The organism is Enterococcus sp. AZ156, assembly GCF_051714165.1.
GTDB lineage: Bacteria > Bacillota > Bacilli > Lactobacillales > Enterococcaceae > Enterococcus_B > Enterococcus_B pernyi.
The window spans coordinates 1,368,308-1,387,006 of sequence record NZ_JBIORI010000001.1; the positions used below are offsets into that span (position 1 = coordinate 1,368,308).

Annotated in this window: 12 protein-coding genes; all 12 read left to right on the forward strand. The window is 38.1% G+C overall.

The genetic code is table 11. The features are described 5' to 3' along the window. The first annotated feature begins 14 nt into the window (after positions 1 to 14). The 12 genes from IGJ95_RS06565 to IGJ95_RS06620 all read left to right on the forward strand — a co-directional run bounded on the left by IGJ95_RS06565 (position 15) and on the right by IGJ95_RS06620 (position 18,623). The gene (locus IGJ95_RS06565; RefSeq protein ID WP_371740662.1) at positions 15 to 1,754 is read left to right on the forward strand and encodes a VirD4-like conjugal transfer protein, CD1115 family; all 1,740 of its coding nucleotides are present in this window, start codon (positions 15 to 17) and stop codon (positions 1,752 to 1,754) included. 2 nt (positions 1,755 to 1,756) lie between these two features. Next, positions 1,757 to 1,993, forward strand: a complete 237-nt coding sequence (locus tag IGJ95_RS06570; protein ID WP_010735554.1) for a hypothetical protein — start codon at positions 1,757 to 1,759, stop codon at positions 1,991 to 1,993. A 29-nt stretch (positions 1,994 to 2,022) separates the two neighbouring features. Further along, positions 2,023 to 2,847 (forward strand): hypothetical protein, encoded by an 825-nt coding sequence (locus tag IGJ95_RS06575; RefSeq protein WP_062805304.1) that lies wholly within the window; start codon positions 2,023 to 2,025, stop codon positions 2,845 to 2,847. Positions 2,848 to 2,862: 15 nt separating this feature from the next. Continuing rightward, on the forward strand, positions 2,863 to 3,213 hold the full coding sequence (locus IGJ95_RS06580; protein WP_010735552.1) for a PrgI family protein: 351 nt from the start codon (positions 2,863 to 2,865) through the stop codon (positions 3,211 to 3,213). Beyond that, complete coding sequence (locus tag IGJ95_RS06585) at positions 3,155 to 5,464, forward strand: VirB4-like conjugal transfer ATPase, CD1110 family (RefSeq protein ID WP_077151368.1); 2,310 nt, start codon at positions 3,155 to 3,157, stop codon at positions 5,462 to 5,464. Before IGJ95_RS06580 ends, IGJ95_RS06585 begins: the two co-directional genes overlap by 59 nt. Next, positions 5,457 to 8,597: a lysozyme family protein gene (locus IGJ95_RS06590; RefSeq protein ID WP_438761581.1), complete on the forward strand. Its 3,141-nt coding sequence runs from the start codon at positions 5,457 to 5,459 to the stop codon at positions 8,595 to 8,597. The genes IGJ95_RS06585 and IGJ95_RS06590 overlap by 8 nt, the downstream gene beginning before the upstream one ends. A 19-nt stretch (positions 8,598 to 8,616) precedes the next feature. Continuing rightward, positions 8,617 to 9,546, forward strand: a complete 930-nt coding sequence (locus tag IGJ95_RS06595) for a hypothetical protein (RefSeq protein WP_062805300.1) — start codon at positions 8,617 to 8,619, stop codon at positions 9,544 to 9,546. Between the two features lie 39 nt (positions 9,547 to 9,585). Beyond that, entirely contained in the window at positions 9,586 to 13,950 is a 4,365-nt protein-coding gene (locus IGJ95_RS06600) for a hypothetical protein (protein WP_438761583.1), read from the forward strand. A 20-nt stretch (positions 13,951 to 13,970) separates the two neighbouring features. Further along, positions 13,971 to 16,547 (forward strand): MucBP domain-containing protein, encoded by a 2,577-nt coding sequence (locus IGJ95_RS06605; RefSeq protein ID WP_438761585.1) that lies wholly within the window; start codon positions 13,971 to 13,973, stop codon positions 16,545 to 16,547. Positions 16,548 to 16,577: 30 nt separating this feature from the next. Beyond that, positions 16,578 to 17,138 carry a hypothetical protein gene (locus tag IGJ95_RS06610; protein WP_023519595.1) on the forward strand — a complete coding sequence of 187 codons (561 nt, stop codon included), beginning with the start codon at positions 16,578 to 16,580 and terminating at the stop codon, positions 17,136 to 17,138. Positions 17,139 to 17,184: 46 nt separating this feature from the next. Beyond that, complete coding sequence (locus tag IGJ95_RS06615; protein ID WP_023519596.1) at positions 17,185 to 17,358, forward strand: hypothetical protein; 174 nt, start codon at positions 17,185 to 17,187, stop codon at positions 17,356 to 17,358. Between the two features lie 74 nt (positions 17,359 to 17,432). Next, positions 17,433 to 18,623 (forward strand): hypothetical protein, encoded by a 1,191-nt coding sequence (locus IGJ95_RS06620; RefSeq protein WP_153829872.1) that lies wholly within the window; start codon positions 17,433 to 17,435, stop codon positions 18,621 to 18,623. Positions 18,624 to 18,699 lie beyond the last annotated feature (76 nt).

The following is an 18,699-nucleotide window of genomic DNA, read 5'->3' on the forward strand; positions in this document are numbered from 1 at the left end:
TTTAGGAGGACAAGTTGAAAAACTCAAAGACTTGGTATTATAAATTACTTTTACTATTTTTATTTCTTGTATTCGCGTATACGGCAAATCGGACCATCCTAATTTACGAGAATTTCCGACAACAGACAGAAGATATCGCACAAGTCTTGGTTCGCACAATCGACCAATTGGGACTAGAAGTTAGTCGCTTTGAGTTTGATTTTAGCTATAGTATAGCAAGTATCATTGGTACATTTACAATCGTGGGGGGGCTTGCTCTTGGTATCTTGTATCACTCAGGCATGCCGAAACATACAGAGTTTGAATACGGAAGTGCCAGATGGGGCAACAAAAAAGACATAAAGCCGATGATGGATAAAAAAAAAGACAACAATATCATTCTCACAAAAAGTGAATCGCTGTCTATGTCTGGTCGTATGAAGATCACTAAGTCTAATAACTTTAATCGGAATAAGAATGTTATCGTAGTAGGAGGAGCTGGATCAGGGAAAACAAGGTTCTATGTAAAACCTAATTTGATGCAACTACATTCTTCCTATGTCGTCAGTGATTCTAAAGGACTCTTGTTAAGCGAAACAGCAACGATGTTTAAAGAGGCCGGATATGAAATCAAGGTTTTTGACTTGATCACGCGGGAAAATACAGACTACTATAATCCTTTTACTTACATCCGTACTGAAGACGATATTTTAAAAGTCGTCAACAACTTGATCAAAAACACTTCAGATCCAGAAAAAAAGGGTGGCGATGATTTTTGGGAGAAAGCTGAGACAGCCTTATTGATGGCTACATTCAGTTATCTTTTGCAAGAAGTTGATGAAGAAGATCAAACATTGACGAATGTCGTTGAAATGGTCCGCTTAGCAAACTGTCCAGAGGATGTGCCAGATTATGTTTCCCCACTAGATGTGATTTTCAATGAACTTGAAGAAAAAGATCCTACCAACTTTGCAGTCGCGCAATACAAAATTTTCAAATTAGCGGGGGATCGCACCGCAAAAAGTATTTTAGTCAGCTTAGGAGTACGATTATCACCTTTTGATATTCCGAATATCAAAAAAATCGTGAGTAAAGATACGTTAGCATTAGACACGGTTGGGGACAAGAAAACGATTATCTATATTTTATTATCAGATACAGATACAAGTTTCAATTTCTTAGCAAGTATGCTGTACCAACAATTATTCGATAGCTTAGTTTACAAAGCAGACAATGTCTACAAAGGTCGTCTACCACATCATGTGCGATGTGTCTTAGATGAATTTGCCAATATAGGACAGATTCCAGACTTTGAAAAAGTGATTTCAGTGATTCGAAGTCGTGAGATATCAGTCAATGTGATCTTACAAAACATTAGTCAGCTTAAAAATTTGTACAAAGATACTTGGGAAACAATCATCGGGACCAGTGACGTTTTTCTTTATTTAGGTGGAATGGAGTTAAGCACCCATGAGTATATCTCTAAATTACTAGGAAAGAAAACGATCCAGCACAAGAACGTTAGCATCACCAAAGGTAGTAATGGGAACTACAGTGAAAATTATCAAAAAATGGGTCGGAATTTATTAGATGTAGATGAAGTGGCGAATCTTAGTGGAACAAAAGCGATTTTGAAGATTCGTGGAATAGTTCCGTTTATCTCAGAAAAATATGATATTACGAAACATAAAAATTATAAAAAACTCGGAGATGTGACTCCAAAGAATTGGTACGAACGAAATCAATCACCAGAAAATGAAGAGGAGAATAAATAGAAATGAACAATAACCAACAATTATTACAGGATGTATTTAACTTGATTTCAAGATTTACGATGGTTGGCGGAGGATTATGGATTATTTGGGGAACTGTTATCTTAGCCGGAGCATTAAAAGATAAAAATGGACCACAGCTACAACAAGGGATCTGGCAAGTCGTCGGCGGTGCATTGATTTTAGTTGCCGCAGTTTGGTTCGTGACCGCATTTGATGTCGGCTCACTTTTAAGTAGGTAAAAAATTTTTTATAGAAAGAAGGTTAATCAGTGCGCTCAGCGATAATGATGCTATTTGATCGAATGATGGAATATTTAAATGGGGACAATATTGCAGAAACCTTAAGCCGTGGTTTGCAAGATTACATGGCAGATGCCTATCGAGTAGCAGGAATCATCCAACAAACGATTATAGCTCCAGTTGCATTTTCAATACTAGCGATATTCATCTTATTTGAATTTCAAAAAATTTCTTTAAAAGTTGAGAATGCAGGTGGTGCTCCAACTTTGGGATTTGAAATGATCATGAAAGCATTTGTAAAATTTATTATTTGTTATATTGTCATCTTAAGAATCCAAGTGATTCTCGATGCCATTGTCGCATTAGGGGCGATGTTAGCAGGGCAAATAATGGCCCTAAATAGAGATGATTTTTTAAGTTCTTATCGCAATGTAGTCGATTCAGCAGTAAGAAGTCTTTCGTGGTGGGAAGTAATGGTCGTATTAATGATTTTTGTTGTTCTATTTTTAGTTTCTTTAGTGGTAGGGGTCTTTATCAATGTCATTGTCTATATAAGATTTTTTGAATTATATATATTTAGTGCGATTGCTCCTATTTCGATGGCGGCATTACCCCACCAAGAATTTTCATCGATGGCAAAAGGATTTTTCAAGAATTTTGCAGCTTCCTCCTTACATGCTGTAATGATCGCATTAGTATTGACCATTTATCCTTTGATTTTTGTGAATTTCTTAAATAGTCATAGGAGTGGCATGTGGTCGCTGATTTTTGGTTTGACGATTTACATGATTGCTTTGATGTTTGCAATAAATAAGACAAAAGGATGGGCGAAAATGATTGTATCCGCCTCATAGAAAGGAATAAAAGTAATGGCAATTGAAGTCAAAGTCCATAAAGATGTACGTGAATATAAAGAGCGGATCGTAGCAGGTATGAGTGTCAGACAACTAGGGTTTCTTTCCGTCGCGGTACTGATTAATATCGTGATCAGTTTTGTCTTTGTTCGCTTTTTTGGTTACTCCATGGACGTGATCAGTTGGCTGATGATTCTCGTTTCAATGCCAATCGTCGCTTTTGGGTGGCTAAAAAAAGAGGGACTGCCTTTTGAACGCTATTTGAAATACTTTTTTATTTACCATTTTGATCAAGGAGTAGTTGTGTATGAAGAATCTGATCGGCCCCAATTTAATGAAGGTGAACTTCAGACAAAACAAGAATAAGAAAAATACGCAAGAAGAAAAAAAATCTTTTTTACTTTTTGAAGAAATCTACGATAACGGTATTTGTTTAATTGCTGAGAAAGAATACTCTCTAACGATCAATATTGACGATATCAGTTATCAGCTTTGTTCCGAAGAACAACGTATGCAGATATTCATTAAATATTGTGAGTTTCTAAATTCTTTAGATGCTTCCATAGATTACAAAGTCACGTTAGTAAAAAAGAAAAAAACAGTTGAAGAATTGAACCATGTGCTTTTTAAAGAAAAAAATGAACGATATGATGATAAATACCGCCAAGAAATGAATGACTATTTAAAGTTGAAGATCAACGAAAAGAAAAATGCGTTTGAAAAGAAAATTTTTATCACCTTTACTCAAAAACACGAGAATCAGTCATTTGCTGAAAGAGAGTTATTCTTGGTTGCCGATCAAGTGGATCTATTCGCTCGAAAAATTGGCTCGACGATCCATATTTTAAAAGGAGAAGAACGCAAAAAATTGATTGGTCAAATATTAAACAATGAGAATCACGAATTGCTACCAAAGCGAATCGAGCTTAAATCTGATAAGCGCTTGATCAAGGTGGATGACAAACTAAATCAGACGCTCTATTTGGATGGCTATCCGGCTGAACTATCAGATGAATGTTTGACAGGCCTTATGGAAATCGATGAAGAAATCACTCTTACGGTTAGTTGCAAACCAATACCAATGGCAAACAGTTTCGACTTAGTAAAGACTAAAATGGCGTATATGGATCAGCAAAAAGTGGATGAACAGCGAAAAGCCTTAAATAGTGGGTACGATTATGACATGCTACCGTATGACTTATCTTATTCCATGGATGAAGCAAAAGAGCTTTTAGATTCATTACAAAGCAAAAGTCAGAAACTATTTGAAGTGACCGTATTGATCAATTTCTATGCAGATAATCAGGAAAAGTTAAATAAAATTGCAAGTAAAATCAAGTCGGTAGGCCGAAGATTTGGCTGTACGATCATTGGATTAGCCTATTTACAGAAGTTTGCTTTAAATACAGTGTTACCAATAGGAAAAAATCATATTCCTTTAAATCGCTTATTGGCAACTTCTGCAGTTTCGGCGTTGATGCCATTTTCGATCGCTGAAATGCTCCATGAGAATGGAAATTATTATGGGATCAATTCTGTGACAAAAAATCTGACGATTCTTGATCGGAAAAAACTAATGGCGCCCAATGGGTTTGTCTTAGGTACACCAGGATCAGGTAAGAGTTTTTCTGTCAAACGGGAAATTGTCAATGTTTTATTAAGAAACGCTGAAGATGAAGTGATCGTCATTGATCCTGAATCAGAATATCAGCATATTTGTTCAGAATTTGATGGCCAAATGGTTCGATTGGCTGGTAATTCAAACACCTGCATCAATCCAATGGATATCAATAGTAACTATGGCGATGATGCAGACCCAATCGCTTTAAAAACCCAGTTTTTGATTTCACTTTGTGAGCTGATCACTGGAGGTATTTTAGGATTATCTTCCCAACAAAAAACAATCATCGACCGAGTATGCCGAAAAATTTACCAAGAACAGACGCAGTTACCGACATTAAAAGAGTTTTATATGGCGCTAAATGTACAGCCAGAAGAAGAAGCAAAGCAATTGGCGATTGAATTAGAACTTTACACAGAAGGTAGTCTAGCACTATTTTCTAAAAAAACAAATGTGGATCTGAATAAACGTTTGATTATTTTTGACATCAAAGATTTAGGAAAACAACTCAAGCCGTTTGGAATGTTAGTTGTGTTAGATCAAATTTGGAACCGAATCACGTTGAATCGAGAATCAGGAATTCGTACATGGTTATATATTGATGAATTACAGTTACTCTTTACAAATGAATACTCAGAAAATTATTTCTTTGAATTGTGGAGTAGGGCAAGAAAGTGGGGCGCTATACCGACGGGGATCACCCAAAATGTAGAGACGTTATTGCTTTCGGATCTAGCTAGAAGAATGCTTTCAAATAGTGACTTCGTTGTTATGTTCAATCAAGCAAAATCTGACCGCTCAGAGTTGACTCGTTTATTCGATATATCGGAAGAGCAGGAAAAGTATGTATTGAATGGAAGTGAAGGTACTGGATTGATGGTGTTTGGGGACACGATCATCCCATTTGAAGACCGACTTCCTAAAGAAACAAGTCTCTATCAAATTATGACAACTAAACCTGGTGAAGAGGTAAAGACAAAGCAAGATTATGAGTGAAACATATGACGGGAATAAACAAGAAAACAACAAGCCGCAAGATTTGTTATCAATCAAATTGAACCGTGTCAGTACGAAAGAGCAAAAAAAGAAAGCATTGAAGAAGCGCCTCCGATTAAAAAAACGTCAACAACAATTAGCAAGAAAAAAAAGAGGCAACTTACAGCTGAAAAACAGAAATATCGTTGATTTCAAACAACATATGGTGAAGAGCCAGTCAAGAAAAGATCCATTAAATAAAGGCGTAACAAGCACAAAAACAAACGACAGTGGTTTTAAAAAGCGCTATCTTATGACAAATAAAAAAAAGTTAAACAAAATAAACAGAAATAAAAAACATAGTACCACTAGAGAAAAGGCCTATTTCATAAAGAATAAACATCGCTCACCTAAAGAAATCGATCATGCGCTTTTAGGAATAAAAAAGAGACAAACTTCATCCAATAATATAGGGACGAATCAGCGAAGTCAGCTTTCTACTGATAAAATCAATAAACAAAAACTAGGATCAAAAAAATTTTATCATAAGAAACAAGAAAAGCTTGACAAAAATATTCTCAATCTAGCTGGAATAAAGAATACACTTACTGCGACTAAACAGACCAGAACTAAGAAGCTTGAAGAGAAACTATTCGGCATCAAAGACAAACTTGAACGTAAACATCAAGTATTAAGTAACTCCAACAAAATCAAACGATTAAAAAAGCAAACAAAAATTCCATCGAAAAAAAAATTCAAACCCAAACTAAAAAAAAATCTGGCACAAACAGCCATAGACACAGTTGGCAGGAACAAAGATGGCGAATTAAATATTCTTGGAGTGCTTTTAGTCTTATTTATTATTCTCAAACTAATCCTCATGTTGTTGTCTGTCAAAGTAATGATGATCTTGGCGGTCGTCATCGTCGTCATCGTCGTTATTATCGCCATCTTTAATTTTATCGCTAGTATATTTACTATAAAAACGGAAGATATGGCATTAGCAGAGGCATATGAGCATATCACACTTTTGGATGCCAGAAAGAACAAAGAAGTACAACGGGTTTTTGAAGATTTTTCAGAAAATTCTGAAATTGAAGAAGTTTATTTTGTTGTAAATGGTGTTGCAAGACCAGATAACAATTTTATCTATAGCTCTGATGCAGATACGTACCTCTATTACCTGAATGCAAAATATGAAGATTATAACATCAGTAAACGTATTTCAGCGAGTAGCAATATCTTTGGTGCAACTAGAGTTCGTGGAGAAGTAGAAGGAATCCATGGGTATACCTTTAATTACACGACAGAAATCGAAACAAGAGAAGTACCAATCATTTATCCTGATGAGCCTAATCCAGAAGAGGATGAATCGGAAGACCCTGATGATTCAGAAGAAGATGAGGAACTAGAAGAAGAACCTGAAGAATCTGATGATTTAGAAGAAAATGTGGAACCAGAAGAAAAGCCTGCTTATATAGAAGGAGACAAGGAACTAGAAGAAATTGATGATCTAAATGAAGATCACGAGCCTGAAGAAGACCCAGAGGAGCTGGAAGAAGAATCTGAAGCAAATCAAACGAATGAAGGCCCGACTGGGGACCGACACGTTCCCCCTTATAATGAAGAAGATCGTCCAACCCATCGCACGATAAAAGTGGCATTGATCAATATTGAAATCAAAACAATCAGTCAATTCATTGATGAAAATTCAGACACGATGTCGGAGGAAGAACTAGATAAATTCGGACCAATTCAGGAATTGGACCGATTTGAAAATAAATTGTTTTTGCAAAGTCCTTTTGGTATGAATCAAGATGCCATCGTTGTTCAAAAATATGGCTATCGTGGATCAGATGACAGAAATAGACATAACCACATTGAGCTGTTGGCTCAGCCTGGTACCCCTGTCTATGGGATCGATAATTCTGGATCAGGAAGAGTTCATGCTGCTGGGAATGATTATGTAACTATCAATACTTCTTTGAGTAAAAGAGTTGTTTTGTCTCCATTAAAAAATGTCCGAGTGAGAAATGGAGAATGGGTAGATGCCGATACCCTAGTTGGAGAAACGACCGGGAATTTGAAGGTTGAAGTCATTGAACGTCGAACATTCTGGCCAAACAGACACATTTATCCATCTGCTTATATTTTTGATCTGGAATTTCAATATCCATCTGAGATAGAAGGGTTTACACATAATTCTTCAAGATCGATCTCAGGAAGTCTTAAAAATCCTGGACAAATGATTTTACAATGGGAACATCTTGTTCGAGAAGCCTGTGAAAAGTATGGGATTCCAGAGTATGTCAACATGATCTTGGCAATCATCCAAGTAGAATCAGGTGGTGATGCAGAAAGATTCCCTGACATCATGCAGGCCAGTGAGTCACAAGGTTTGTCTCCTAATACGATCGATGATCCAGAACTATCAATTGATCGAGGCACCCACTATTTTGCCCAATTATTAAGTAAAGCGAGAGAATTACATCTGGATGACCGTGCGGCACTTCAAGCCTATAACTACGGAGAAGACTTTTTAAATTGGTTAGCAAATACCAATAAGCAATATAGCTTCTTTCATGCAGAGTTATATGCAAGAGAAAAAAGCAATAGACAAACCGTTCGTTATACCCATCCAGTAGCTTTAGCACATGGATTTTCATGGCGATATGCTTACGGAAATATGTTCTATGTACCTATAGTAACTAACTATCTATGGTTCGAAAACTCAGATTTCCTTGAGGCCGCAATCAACGAGATTGGCACGATTCAAGGTGAGAAATACTGGCAATGGTATGGATTTGAAGGAAGAGTAGAATGGTGTGCGATCTTTGTAAGCTGGGTAGCAGATCAAGTAGGTTATCTCAATCAAGAAAAAATAATCAAGTCTGCTAACTGTTTAGAAATGATCAACTGGTTAACAGAAAAGGGAAACTATAAGAAAGCTTCAGAGAACTATCATCCACAACCAGGTGATTTGATTTTCTTTGATTGGAATGGAGGTGGTACAGGAAAAGATCATGTGGGAATCGTAGAGTTTTCAGATGGAAATATCATTCAGACCATCGAAGGGAATACTGCCAACAAAGTAGCTAGAAGGACCTATTTCGTCAATGATCCAAGTATTTCAGGTTACGGTATTCTTCAATAAAGAAAGAAAAGGATGAACAATGAAACAAATAAAAAATATAGTTGAGTCAAAAGAAGGTAAAAGAATCGTGTTTATAGCTGTCGGTATTTTCATCGCAATGTTCAGTTTTATTTTTTACTCGCTATTTTTTCATCGCAATACGGATGAAAACGCAGGATCTACTACAAATAGTGAACCCTTGTCTGTAAATGAGCAAAAAAAAGAGGACCTAAATTTAGTGGAAAAAAACGAAGCCTTAGTCTATAGAGGGATTTGGTACTCTGATCGAGCGGATGGCATGGTCTTAGAATTAAAAAATGATGGGACCTATCAGAGTACTGATTGGCTCTCAACCGGTAATTATCGCTTGGTGGATACAAAACTTGTGTTGACCGACAAAGACGAGAAGGAAGTTACTTTTGAGCTGATGACCAGGCTAGGGGAAACGATCTTCTTTTATAAAGACAATGAGGGGGACATTACCTATTTCTATCCAAGTGTTGAATTGATGGAGAAAGCAAAAGAAATGATGGATTCTGGTGGTGATGAAGTGAACGAGATGATTAGTCAGAAATGGAATGACGTGTTACTTCAAGGTAGTTGGACAGGTACAACGATGAATAGTCAAGTGTTGATTGATTTCACAGAAGATACATTTGTTCAACGAAAAGTGGATGACGGAGACGAAATAAGTCGAACTTTTTACTATCGAGTCATTTCTGAAGATATTTCTGAGACGTCATGTGTGTTAGAACTGTCAGTCACCGATGAAAATTCAGCAGTTAAAAAATTTGAAATCACATTAGAAGAAACAGAATTTGGGTATCGCATGAATTCCCTCCCAGGAATGTTTTTATGGGTAAATAATTACGAAAAACCACATCAAGCAGTGCGATTAACTCAAACAGGTGTATATAGGGAAGAAAATACATCTTTAGAACAGTTGCTTGAACATCGCTTAAATGGTTAATCGACTCTTAAAAAATTCTTCGTTGAATGGAGGAGACCGATGTTTTATAAAAAATATGAAGACTATCTTAAAGAATATCTAAACAAAGATATTTCAATAAAATCAGTAAAACCTCATGAAGAAAAAATATTCAATGAGTTTCAAGCAAAAGCAATATTGGATAGCAACTCTGAAACTTTGAGAGAAGAATTCCACTTCGTTCTAGACTTGATTTCTTCACGAAAAGAAGTGAATGAAGAAAAGACAAATGATTTAAAAAAATCATTTGAAAGAATGATCCAAGGCATTGATCCATCAGACTATAATGCGCTGAGATTCTCCATATATAAATCGCGGATGATGGTCTTAAAAGAAAATATACGTGAGCGAGAAACAAGTTCAAAAGAAGTGCCACCTACTTTTACGTCGAACACATCATTACAAGCATCTGATGAATTGGTAAGTCCTAAATTAGTGGCGGAACAGGAAAAAAGATTTGCAGAACAAGCAACACTCAATAAAAGAGACAACGGAAAGCAAGAAGCTTTATCCAATGAGCAGATAAAAGAGAATGTCGCGACGTACGTAAATTTGGCCCATACTACGAATCAATCTACAAAAGAAGAACAGCACCAAAGACCTAAAGTGAGTGATTTAAAAGAACGATTTGAAAAAGAACGTTCTTATAATAAAGAACCCCATTCAGCTGAAGTACCATCAGGGACAGTCAACCGATTGCGCCAATACTATGAAGGTCTGAATCATTCAACAAATGATCATTCACCATTAGAAAGTCGAAAGTCGTCTAGATGGAGAACCTCGCAAACGAATGATTCACCGAATGTTCAAAATAGGCAAAATCAACCGACAGATCGACAGAACCAAAGAAATGAAGGAACATCATCTTATCAAAAATCTCCTCCATTAAAAGGTACTAGCGAGTTTGTGCGTAGAGGATACGAACGTACAGTCTATACGAATGAATCATCACCCATAAATAAAGCAGAGCCGGATCAAACCGGCATGACAAACGAAGAACTTCAAAGACGACGAGACCGGTTTGGCAATATGCCTGGACCAAGTAACGAACCACCAGTCATAAAGAGAACAACCCAAAGCGAACCGGATAATTATCAGACAGCTACTTATCAAAATCCACCTAGGCAGCAACGAAGTAGTGAGCTAGTGCAAAAAGGTCAAGCTAGTAGGATAGATAACAATGATTCATTGAGGACAAACAATGCAGAATGGAGTCAAACTGGTAGGGCGAACGAAGAATTTCAAAGATATCGAGACCGATTTGGCAATATGCCTGGACCAAGTAATGAACCACCAGTCATAGAGAGAACAACCCAAAGCGAACCGTATGATTATCAGACAGTTGCTTATCAAAATCCACCTAGGCAGCAACGAAGTAGTGAGCTAGTACATGAAGGTCAAACTAGTAGGATAGATAACAATGACTCATTAAGGACAAACAATGTAGAATGGAGTCGAGCTGGTAGGACTGACAAAGAATTTCAAAATCGTCGTGCTCGATTCGTAAACCTGACTAGTACAAGCAATGAACCAGCGTTTTCCAAGAAAAAGGGTCGTGGAGAAAGTGAACATCAAGGAACTTCTTATCAAAGAGCTACCACCCTGCATGGCAGTAGCGAAATCGTACGTAAAGGAAACGGAAGTGCAGTTCATACGAATGATTCAGCATCTGCAAACGAAACAAAATCGAATCAAAACGACATGACGAACGAAGAATTTCAAAACCGTCGCACTCGATTCGAAAATTCCAGTGTAAAAAGTGATAACCACCTTGCATCAGAATCCACGGGTCGAGTGAAAGCAGTGAGAGATCAGTTTGAAAATCCGAACGCCTTTAGCAATGAACGATCAATTCCAGAACCCACGGGTCAAGTGAGAGCAGCGAGAGAACGGTTTGAAAAAGCGAATGAGTTTTCCAACGACCGCCCAGTTCCAGAATCCACGGGTCAAGTGAGAGCAGCGAGAGAACGGTTCGAAAAACCGAATGTCCTTCGTGATGAGCGACCAGCTCCAGAATCCACGGGACGAGTGAAGGCAGCGAGCGATCAGTTTGCAAAAGCGAACGATCATCCTAATGAGCGACCAGCTCCAGAATCCACGGGACGAGTGAGAGTAGCGAGAGAACGGTTCGAAAAAGTGAATGCCCTTCGTGATGAGCGACCAGCTCCAGAATCCACGGGACGAGTGAGAGCAGCGAGAGAACGGTTCGAAAAAGCGAATGTCCTTCGTGATGAGCGACCAGTTCCAGAATCCACGGGTCAAGTGAGAGCAGCGAGAGACAGGTTTGAAAAAGCAAATGAGTTTTCTAACAACCGCCCAGTTCCAGAATCCACGGGTCAAGTGAGAGCAGCGAGAGACCGGTTTGAAAAAGCGAATGAGTTTTCCAACGACCGCCCAGTTCCAGAACCCACGGGACAAGTGAAAGCAGCGAGAGATCGGTTTGAAAAAGCGAATGAGTTTTCTAACGACCGCCTTGCTCCAGAATCCACGGGTCGAGTTGAAGCGATGCGAAGACAGTACGAGTCCAGAACTGGGAGAGAAACTGAAGCTAGTGTATCTAATGAAACATTACAGCAACAAAATGGCTTGGCTAACGAGACATTTCGCCAACATCGGGGCCAATTTGAAAATCCTGCTGTAAAAAGTAGTGATGGACAAAAATCGGAAGAAAGTGTTACATCCGATCAACTAGATCGTAGAAAAGAATCAAGCAACCAACCTACTGCTCTCTCTGCTGATCAAACAGGTATTGTTGATGGTAACACAAAAAAAATCCGTGAATTGTTAGCTGATAAACTCAAATTTAATCCAATAGAGAAAGAACCACCTGAAACAAACACTCAAACAGATAGTTCCAACGTGCCAGTAGAGGAATCTTCCTCAGACACTCAAAACAGCCAAATGAGAAATCAGATGAGTGAAGGTGGGGAACCGAAACCAACGAAACTGGATGAAGCGAGCATAGCCACTCGAGGAATGGATAAAAAACAGTCGGAAAACATAACTGATCCTTTAGATAAACATGGAATAGACGCTAGTAGTAGTACTCTTGGTTTAAATGAGAATGCTTCAGAAAAAACGGATAAAACTACAGAAACCGATTTTATGGATGACGATATAGAATTGCCAGAGTCAGGACCGCATACACAAAAAAAGAAAATCCACACAAAAAAAAGCCGAGCCATTCAAATCGGAAGACTTTTGTTGAACTTACTACCATTAGCATCTTGGCCGTTAATCAGTATGTGGGTAACTGGCATTTTAGGTATCGTTCCAGCTTACCTTGCTATGTATGGACTACCACTAACTCTGTTTATTTATGGTACTATTTTGACTGCCGTTTATGGGCCAAAACTCATCAACTATATTCGTAAACTTCGTTCTAGAATACAAAACTATCGCCAGTCAGAACGAAGTCGCCAGAGAAACTTAGAAGATCGAGTGATTGATCCAAAAGAAAAATCGATTCAAAGAGAAACTGCCGCTCATGAGAAAGAAACAGCAAAAACAAAACAACAGAATCACTCATCAGAAAAAGGCAGTCCTGAAAATTCAGAAAAAGACAAATCTGTAAAGGGTTATTTTAAAAGAAATTGGAAATCTCTCGCCATCATCTTTGGTGTTGGGATAGTTGTAGCAGGAATTGGTATCGCACTGACACCAGTAGTAGCACCATATATATTTGCGATAGCCACTTCAACTCCTTTATTTATGTACAAAGTAACTTCAGTTATTGCAATGGCACTTGCGGTTTCCTTTGGTGTGACTGCCTTGAGTAAAGGACTGCATGCACTACAAAGAAAGTTTTATAAAAAAGAAGATCAAACATTAGAAACCACGACACAAAAAGAAACAATCGAAAAAAATTCTTTAGAGGTAGATAAGAATTTTGATAAAGCCTATGAAACAGTGGATAAAAATGATCTTGCACCTGTTCATGATAATTCTTCAATAAAAAGTGCTGAATCGAAAGAAGATGGAATGAAAGTGGCTAATGCCGAAACGAAGTCAACGGATAAAAGTCCGTATGCATGGGTCTATGGTCAAGAGACAGAAAATAAAACCCAAAATGAATCGAATCGTTCAAGTCGGTCGAATTCCTTCAATACCCATGAAACACTTCATGTGAAAGCGGATATTCATGAGCCACCATCACAGTCAGCTCGTGAAAACCGTGCGACGAATCAATTAAGTGAAGCTGCAAGACATCGGGTGAATACTATGAAATCTGAAAGTAATCCACAGATTGCTGAACAGAATAAAGGAAACAATCGTCAGCCAGCCGTCAAAGAGGCATTTGATTCAATCAAACAAAAAGCAATTTCAAAGAGTAATAATGTCAGTGGCAAGCCCCTACTGAAAGGTCAAATATCTTTTGAAAAATAAAGAATACGGAGAGAGATCCAATGAATAAAATCAAACTAATGAGCATATTTAGCGTCATCTTATTGCTCTTGCATTTTCCAGTGAGTGTTTATGCTGCTTTTAACGATTATATGCTCGATGAAATCCATCAAGGAAAGAGCTTACGAGCATGGTTGTATGACGAAGGAGAAAACGCAATCTCTCAACAAATCATTGCTATACCACAAATAGATGGTTCTTTAGGGGTTGATGTGGGAGATAGTGTGAGTTTTCCGATTAATATTCCAACCTATGCCCTGGTAACAGATCGAGGTGGCTGGATTCCAGCACTGACGGGAGGCAAGAGTGGAAATACACCTGTACCCAATTACTTTTATACTCAGATGCATTATGGAAACGCACCTAATCTGACAGGTAATTTTAGTATAGGTGATGTGACCGCGACAAATCTTCCTTCGGGAGTGACCATTAGCAGGGTAGTTGGCCCGACTACGGGAAATCTTACAAGAGTTGATGTGACAGTTACTAGGACTCAGGTGAGTGCTACAAATGGTCATACTAACTCAATCAATCTTAACTTGAGTTCGCTTTATTTAGATACATGGGCAATTGATCCAACAACTGCTGATTTTTTTGGAAATAAACCGATTAATGTAGGGGGTATTACACTTACTAATCTTAATTTGGGCACATTGTCATTGCGAACAAAAAATTCAATCAGAGTGAGATATATCGATGAGGCAGGGAATGAACTCCGAGATCCGTTAGTGGAACAAATGGATGTTGGACAAAACTATGCGTATACACCACCAGCCATTCCGGGATATACCTATAGCAGATTATCTTCTGGAAGTGCAAGTAATTCTGGTCAGATGACAGCTGGTCCGGAAAGACTTGTTGAATTTATCTATACAAAGAATCCAACGGTAGGTGGAACGATCACAGTGAACCACGAATTTATCGGTGATCCGACTATGAACAGCAGTGAGCGATTCACAGACGTAGGAAATGTGGGCGATCGATTTGAGTTGACACCTAGAACGGAAACCGGTTGGCAAGTAAAAGGTGAATTGCCACAAGTAACAGTGAAAGAACAAGCACAAACGGTAACGATCCAATATGAACGTCAAACCGGCGGAGCGATCACAGTGAACCACGAATATATCGGTGATCCGACTATGAATAGCAGTGAGCGATTCACAGACGTAGGAAATGTGGGCGATCGATTTGAGTTGACACCTAGAACGGAAACCGGTTGGCAAGTAAAAGGTGAATTGCCACAAGTAACAGTGACGGAACAAGCACAAACAGTAACCATCCAATATGAACGTCAAACCGGCGGAGCAATCACAGTGAACCATGAATTTATCGGTGATCCGACTAAGAATACGAGTGAGCGATTCACAGATGTCGGTAATGTAGGCGATCGATTTGATTTGACGCCTAGAACAGAAGTTGGCTGGCAAGTAAAAGGTGAGTTGCCACAAGTGACAGTGACGGAACAAGCACAAACAGTAACCATCCAATATGAACGTCAAACCGGCGGAGCAATCACAGTGAACCATGAATTTATCGGTGATTCGACTATGAATAGCAGTGAGCGAATCACAGATGTTGGCTATGTGGGCGATCGATTTGACTTGAAACCTAGAATAGAAGCCGGGTGGCGAGTAAAAGGTGAATTGCCACAAGTGACAGTGACGGAACAAGCACAAACAGTAACCATCCAATATGAACGTCAAACCGGCGGAGCGATCACAGTGAACCACGAATATATCGGTGATCCGACTATGAATAGCAGTGAGCGATTCACAGACGTAGGAAATGTGGGCGATCGATTTGACTTGACACCTAGAACGGAAACCGGTTGGCAAGTAAAAGGTGAATTGCCACAAGTAACAGTGAAAGAACAAGCACAAACGGTAACGATCCAATATGAACGTCAAACCGGCGGAGCGATCACAGTGAACCACGAATATATCGGTGATCCGACTATGAATAGCAGTGAGCGATTCACAGACGTAGGAAATGTGGGCGATCGCTTTGAGTTGACACCTAGAACGGAATCCGGTTGGCGAGTAAAAGGTGAATTGCCACAAGTGACAGTGACGGAACAAGCACAAACGGTAACGATCCAATACGAGCGTAAAGTTGGCGGTCAAGTAGTCGTCAACCACATTTTTGAGGAAGCACCTGAAAAAAATCGAATGGACATTCTACTTGGACGTTGGGGAGAAGCTTTTAAGGCGGAGCCAATGCAAATAGCTGGTTGGGAAGTGAAAGAAACCATCGGCCAACCTACAGGTGTATTTACAGATGAGGAGCAAGAGATAAATTTCATCTATGTTAGAAATGAGGAGCAGCCGATACCAGAGGAAGACAAACCTAATGATAATAAGGAAAAGCACCCTGAAACAAAACCGGTGGACCAAACAACTGACAAAAAAACTTCAACTAAAAAGAATGATGGGGTCGCAATCAGAAGAAAAGAAGAGAAGCGTTCGCTACCAAGATTGAATAGTCAAGCAGGAATTTCCTTAACTGTAGGAGGGACGTCAATCGTTGCATTTGTCTTTTGGAAACAACTAAACAAGCGAACTAAATGTAAAAACAAATGATACCAATCATTGGCTTAAAGGAGGAATTTAATGATCACCAATGAACAGCCTGATCCAGAGGTAAAATCGCTGCAAAAAACATCGTTGAAAACACCTAAATATGGTTTTATGGGACTAAAATATTTAGGAAGATTTGTCGTCAAGGTGACGAAGATGATCAAAAATAGAATCACAAAAAAGAAAGAAAAAGAGCAATCACCTTTAGAAGCATCTGCTAACACGACAAAGGCAACTAAAAAACAACCTGTCAAGCTGGAAGCTACGAAAGAAAAAGCGCCTGTTGTAAAAAATATCGCAACAAAAACCAATCGGAATCTTTTTCAGTTTTTATACAAATTAGGAGCGAACTTCATGAAGTTTGATCTATTAAAGAGTATAAAAACACTCGGAATCGGAGCTACATCTTCACAACGAAGAATTAAATCAGCCGAAGTCAAGTCAGAAAAAGCGGTAAAACAACAATCCGTTGCTAAAGTCAAAAAATTAAGTTTTGCTACAGTAAAAAAAGAGGCGATCAGTAAAAGTAATAAAATCAATCAATTATCAAAAAATAATCAGTTAACAAGAAGACCATCATTGCAAAGATCATAAGGAATTTTCATGATCAATTTGAACCATACTGATTGGAGGAGAAAGAATGGAACATGAGCGTATGAGTGATGAACAACGAAGAATCGGCCGCGAAACTAAGCGAATCCAAACAATGAAAAGGATAGAAGAAAACAAGAGAGAGCAAGAACGCGTTTATTTGGAGAGTGTTCGATCGTCAGAGGGATTCAAACGTTCGTTACTAAAGAAAAATAAAAAATAGGAAATAAGTCATTTTGTTCATAAATAATTTCGCAAAGACAGATAAAGGATTTCTTTAAGAAAGTGGGAATGATAATGGATGCACAACTCGCAAAATTAAACCAAAAAATTGCACGTATAAAAGATATCAATGATCCTGAATATGATCGCTTAGTAGCAGAGAGAAATAAGCTGCGACAACAAATCACTGCACAGAATGAAAGACAGTCAACCGCTACATCTAGTACCTCTATAGCTACTGAGGTAAAATCAGACCCTGAGAAGATTGAGCAATTAACGGAAAAAATCTCACGGAAACAAGCCCAAATAGACCGCCTCAAAGATTTGAGTGATCCTCGCTATGAACAATATGAAGCGGAGAAAGCACAGTTGATTCAAGAAAGAGAAGCAGAAAGACTTAAATCAGATCAGGGTAGTAAATCGACAAAAAGAATAGACGTATCTAACCAAATGAAAGAGACGGCACCAATCGTTCAAGCAGATTTAAAACAAGCCAAAAAAATGATCCATCATGAACTTGACGATCAATTTGAAAAATTATCTGTTTTTTTTGATCAATATAAATTTCAGTATGATTCAGCAAAAGATGAAAAAAATATCAATGAGTTAGGTGATAAAATCGCAATGCATAAAAAAAGATATGACTTGAAGATGGATGCTAGTTTCAAGGATTCGGATTTTTATGGCAGGTTTAAACAACATCAAACACAAAGTGAATTAGCACTTGGTAATTTCATTGAAAACTGGAAAGAAAATCAAGGATACTATCGAGATACTCATTCCGTTTTTGAAAACATCCATGAATTAAAAGAAACAATTATAAAAAATCATAGTTTAGAGAAATACAGTATGAAAGTCATCACGAAACAAAATGAATTAACCGAATTACAAAGTAAAAAACAGCGAATCAATTTTTTTAGTAAGTATATTTTTAACCGCGCAAAATATCGTCAATTAAAAAATCAGATCAGTGAATTGAAAAATGACTTAAATATCGCACAAAAAGCTCGATTACTAGCCATGAAAGGCGATTATTCAAAGGCAGAGGCTTTATTCAATGTGAGTGATCGCACGGGGACGTCTCATGAAGTGAAGCAACGAAGACTGACGCAAAAAACATTAACACCTTCCTTAGCGACAAATATCGCCGGTCCCAGTAAGCTACAAAACAAAATGGAAGCAAGCGTAAACAAATCAGCAGAAATCATGCAACGCAAAAGTTCAGAGAAATTGCGTAGTTCTTCCCCTAAAGAGCAACGCGCATAAAAAAAGTATCTCTAATCGCTAAAAATTTTATCGATTAGAGATATCAATGATTAATTGTCTGATGAATAGTCACGTT

Bases quoted from the DNA above. Each gene is read 5' to 3' on its own strand.
- IGJ95_RS06570 (WP_010735554.1), top strand. From the start codon at position 1,757: ATGAACAATAACCAACAATTATTACAGGATGTATTTAACTTGATTTCA.
- IGJ95_RS06580 (WP_010735552.1), top strand. From the start codon at position 2,863: ATGGCAATTGAAGTCAAAGTCCATAAAGATGTACGTGAATATAAAGAG.
- IGJ95_RS06585 (WP_077151368.1), top strand. From the start codon at position 3,155: ATGAAGAATCTGATCGGCCCCAATTTAATGAAGGTGAACTTCAGACAA.
- IGJ95_RS06590 (WP_438761581.1), top strand. From the start codon at position 5,457: ATGAGTGAAACATATGACGGGAATAAACAAGAAAACAACAAGCCGCAA.
- IGJ95_RS06595 (WP_062805300.1), top strand. From the start codon at position 8,617: ATGAAACAAATAAAAAATATAGTTGAGTCAAAAGAAGGTAAAAGAATC.
- IGJ95_RS06600 (WP_438761583.1), top strand. From the start codon at position 9,586: ATGTTTTATAAAAAATATGAAGACTATCTTAAAGAATATCTAAACAAA.
- IGJ95_RS06605 (WP_438761585.1), top strand. From the start codon at position 13,971: ATGAATAAAATCAAACTAATGAGCATATTTAGCGTCATCTTATTGCTC.
- IGJ95_RS06610 (WP_023519595.1), top strand. From the start codon at position 16,578: ATGATCACCAATGAACAGCCTGATCCAGAGGTAAAATCGCTGCAAAAA.
- IGJ95_RS06615 (WP_023519596.1), top strand. From the start codon at position 17,185: ATGGAACATGAGCGTATGAGTGATGAACAACGAAGAATCGGCCGCGAA.
- IGJ95_RS06620 (WP_153829872.1), top strand. From the start codon at position 17,433: ATGGATGCACAACTCGCAAAATTAAACCAAAAAATTGCACGTATAAAA.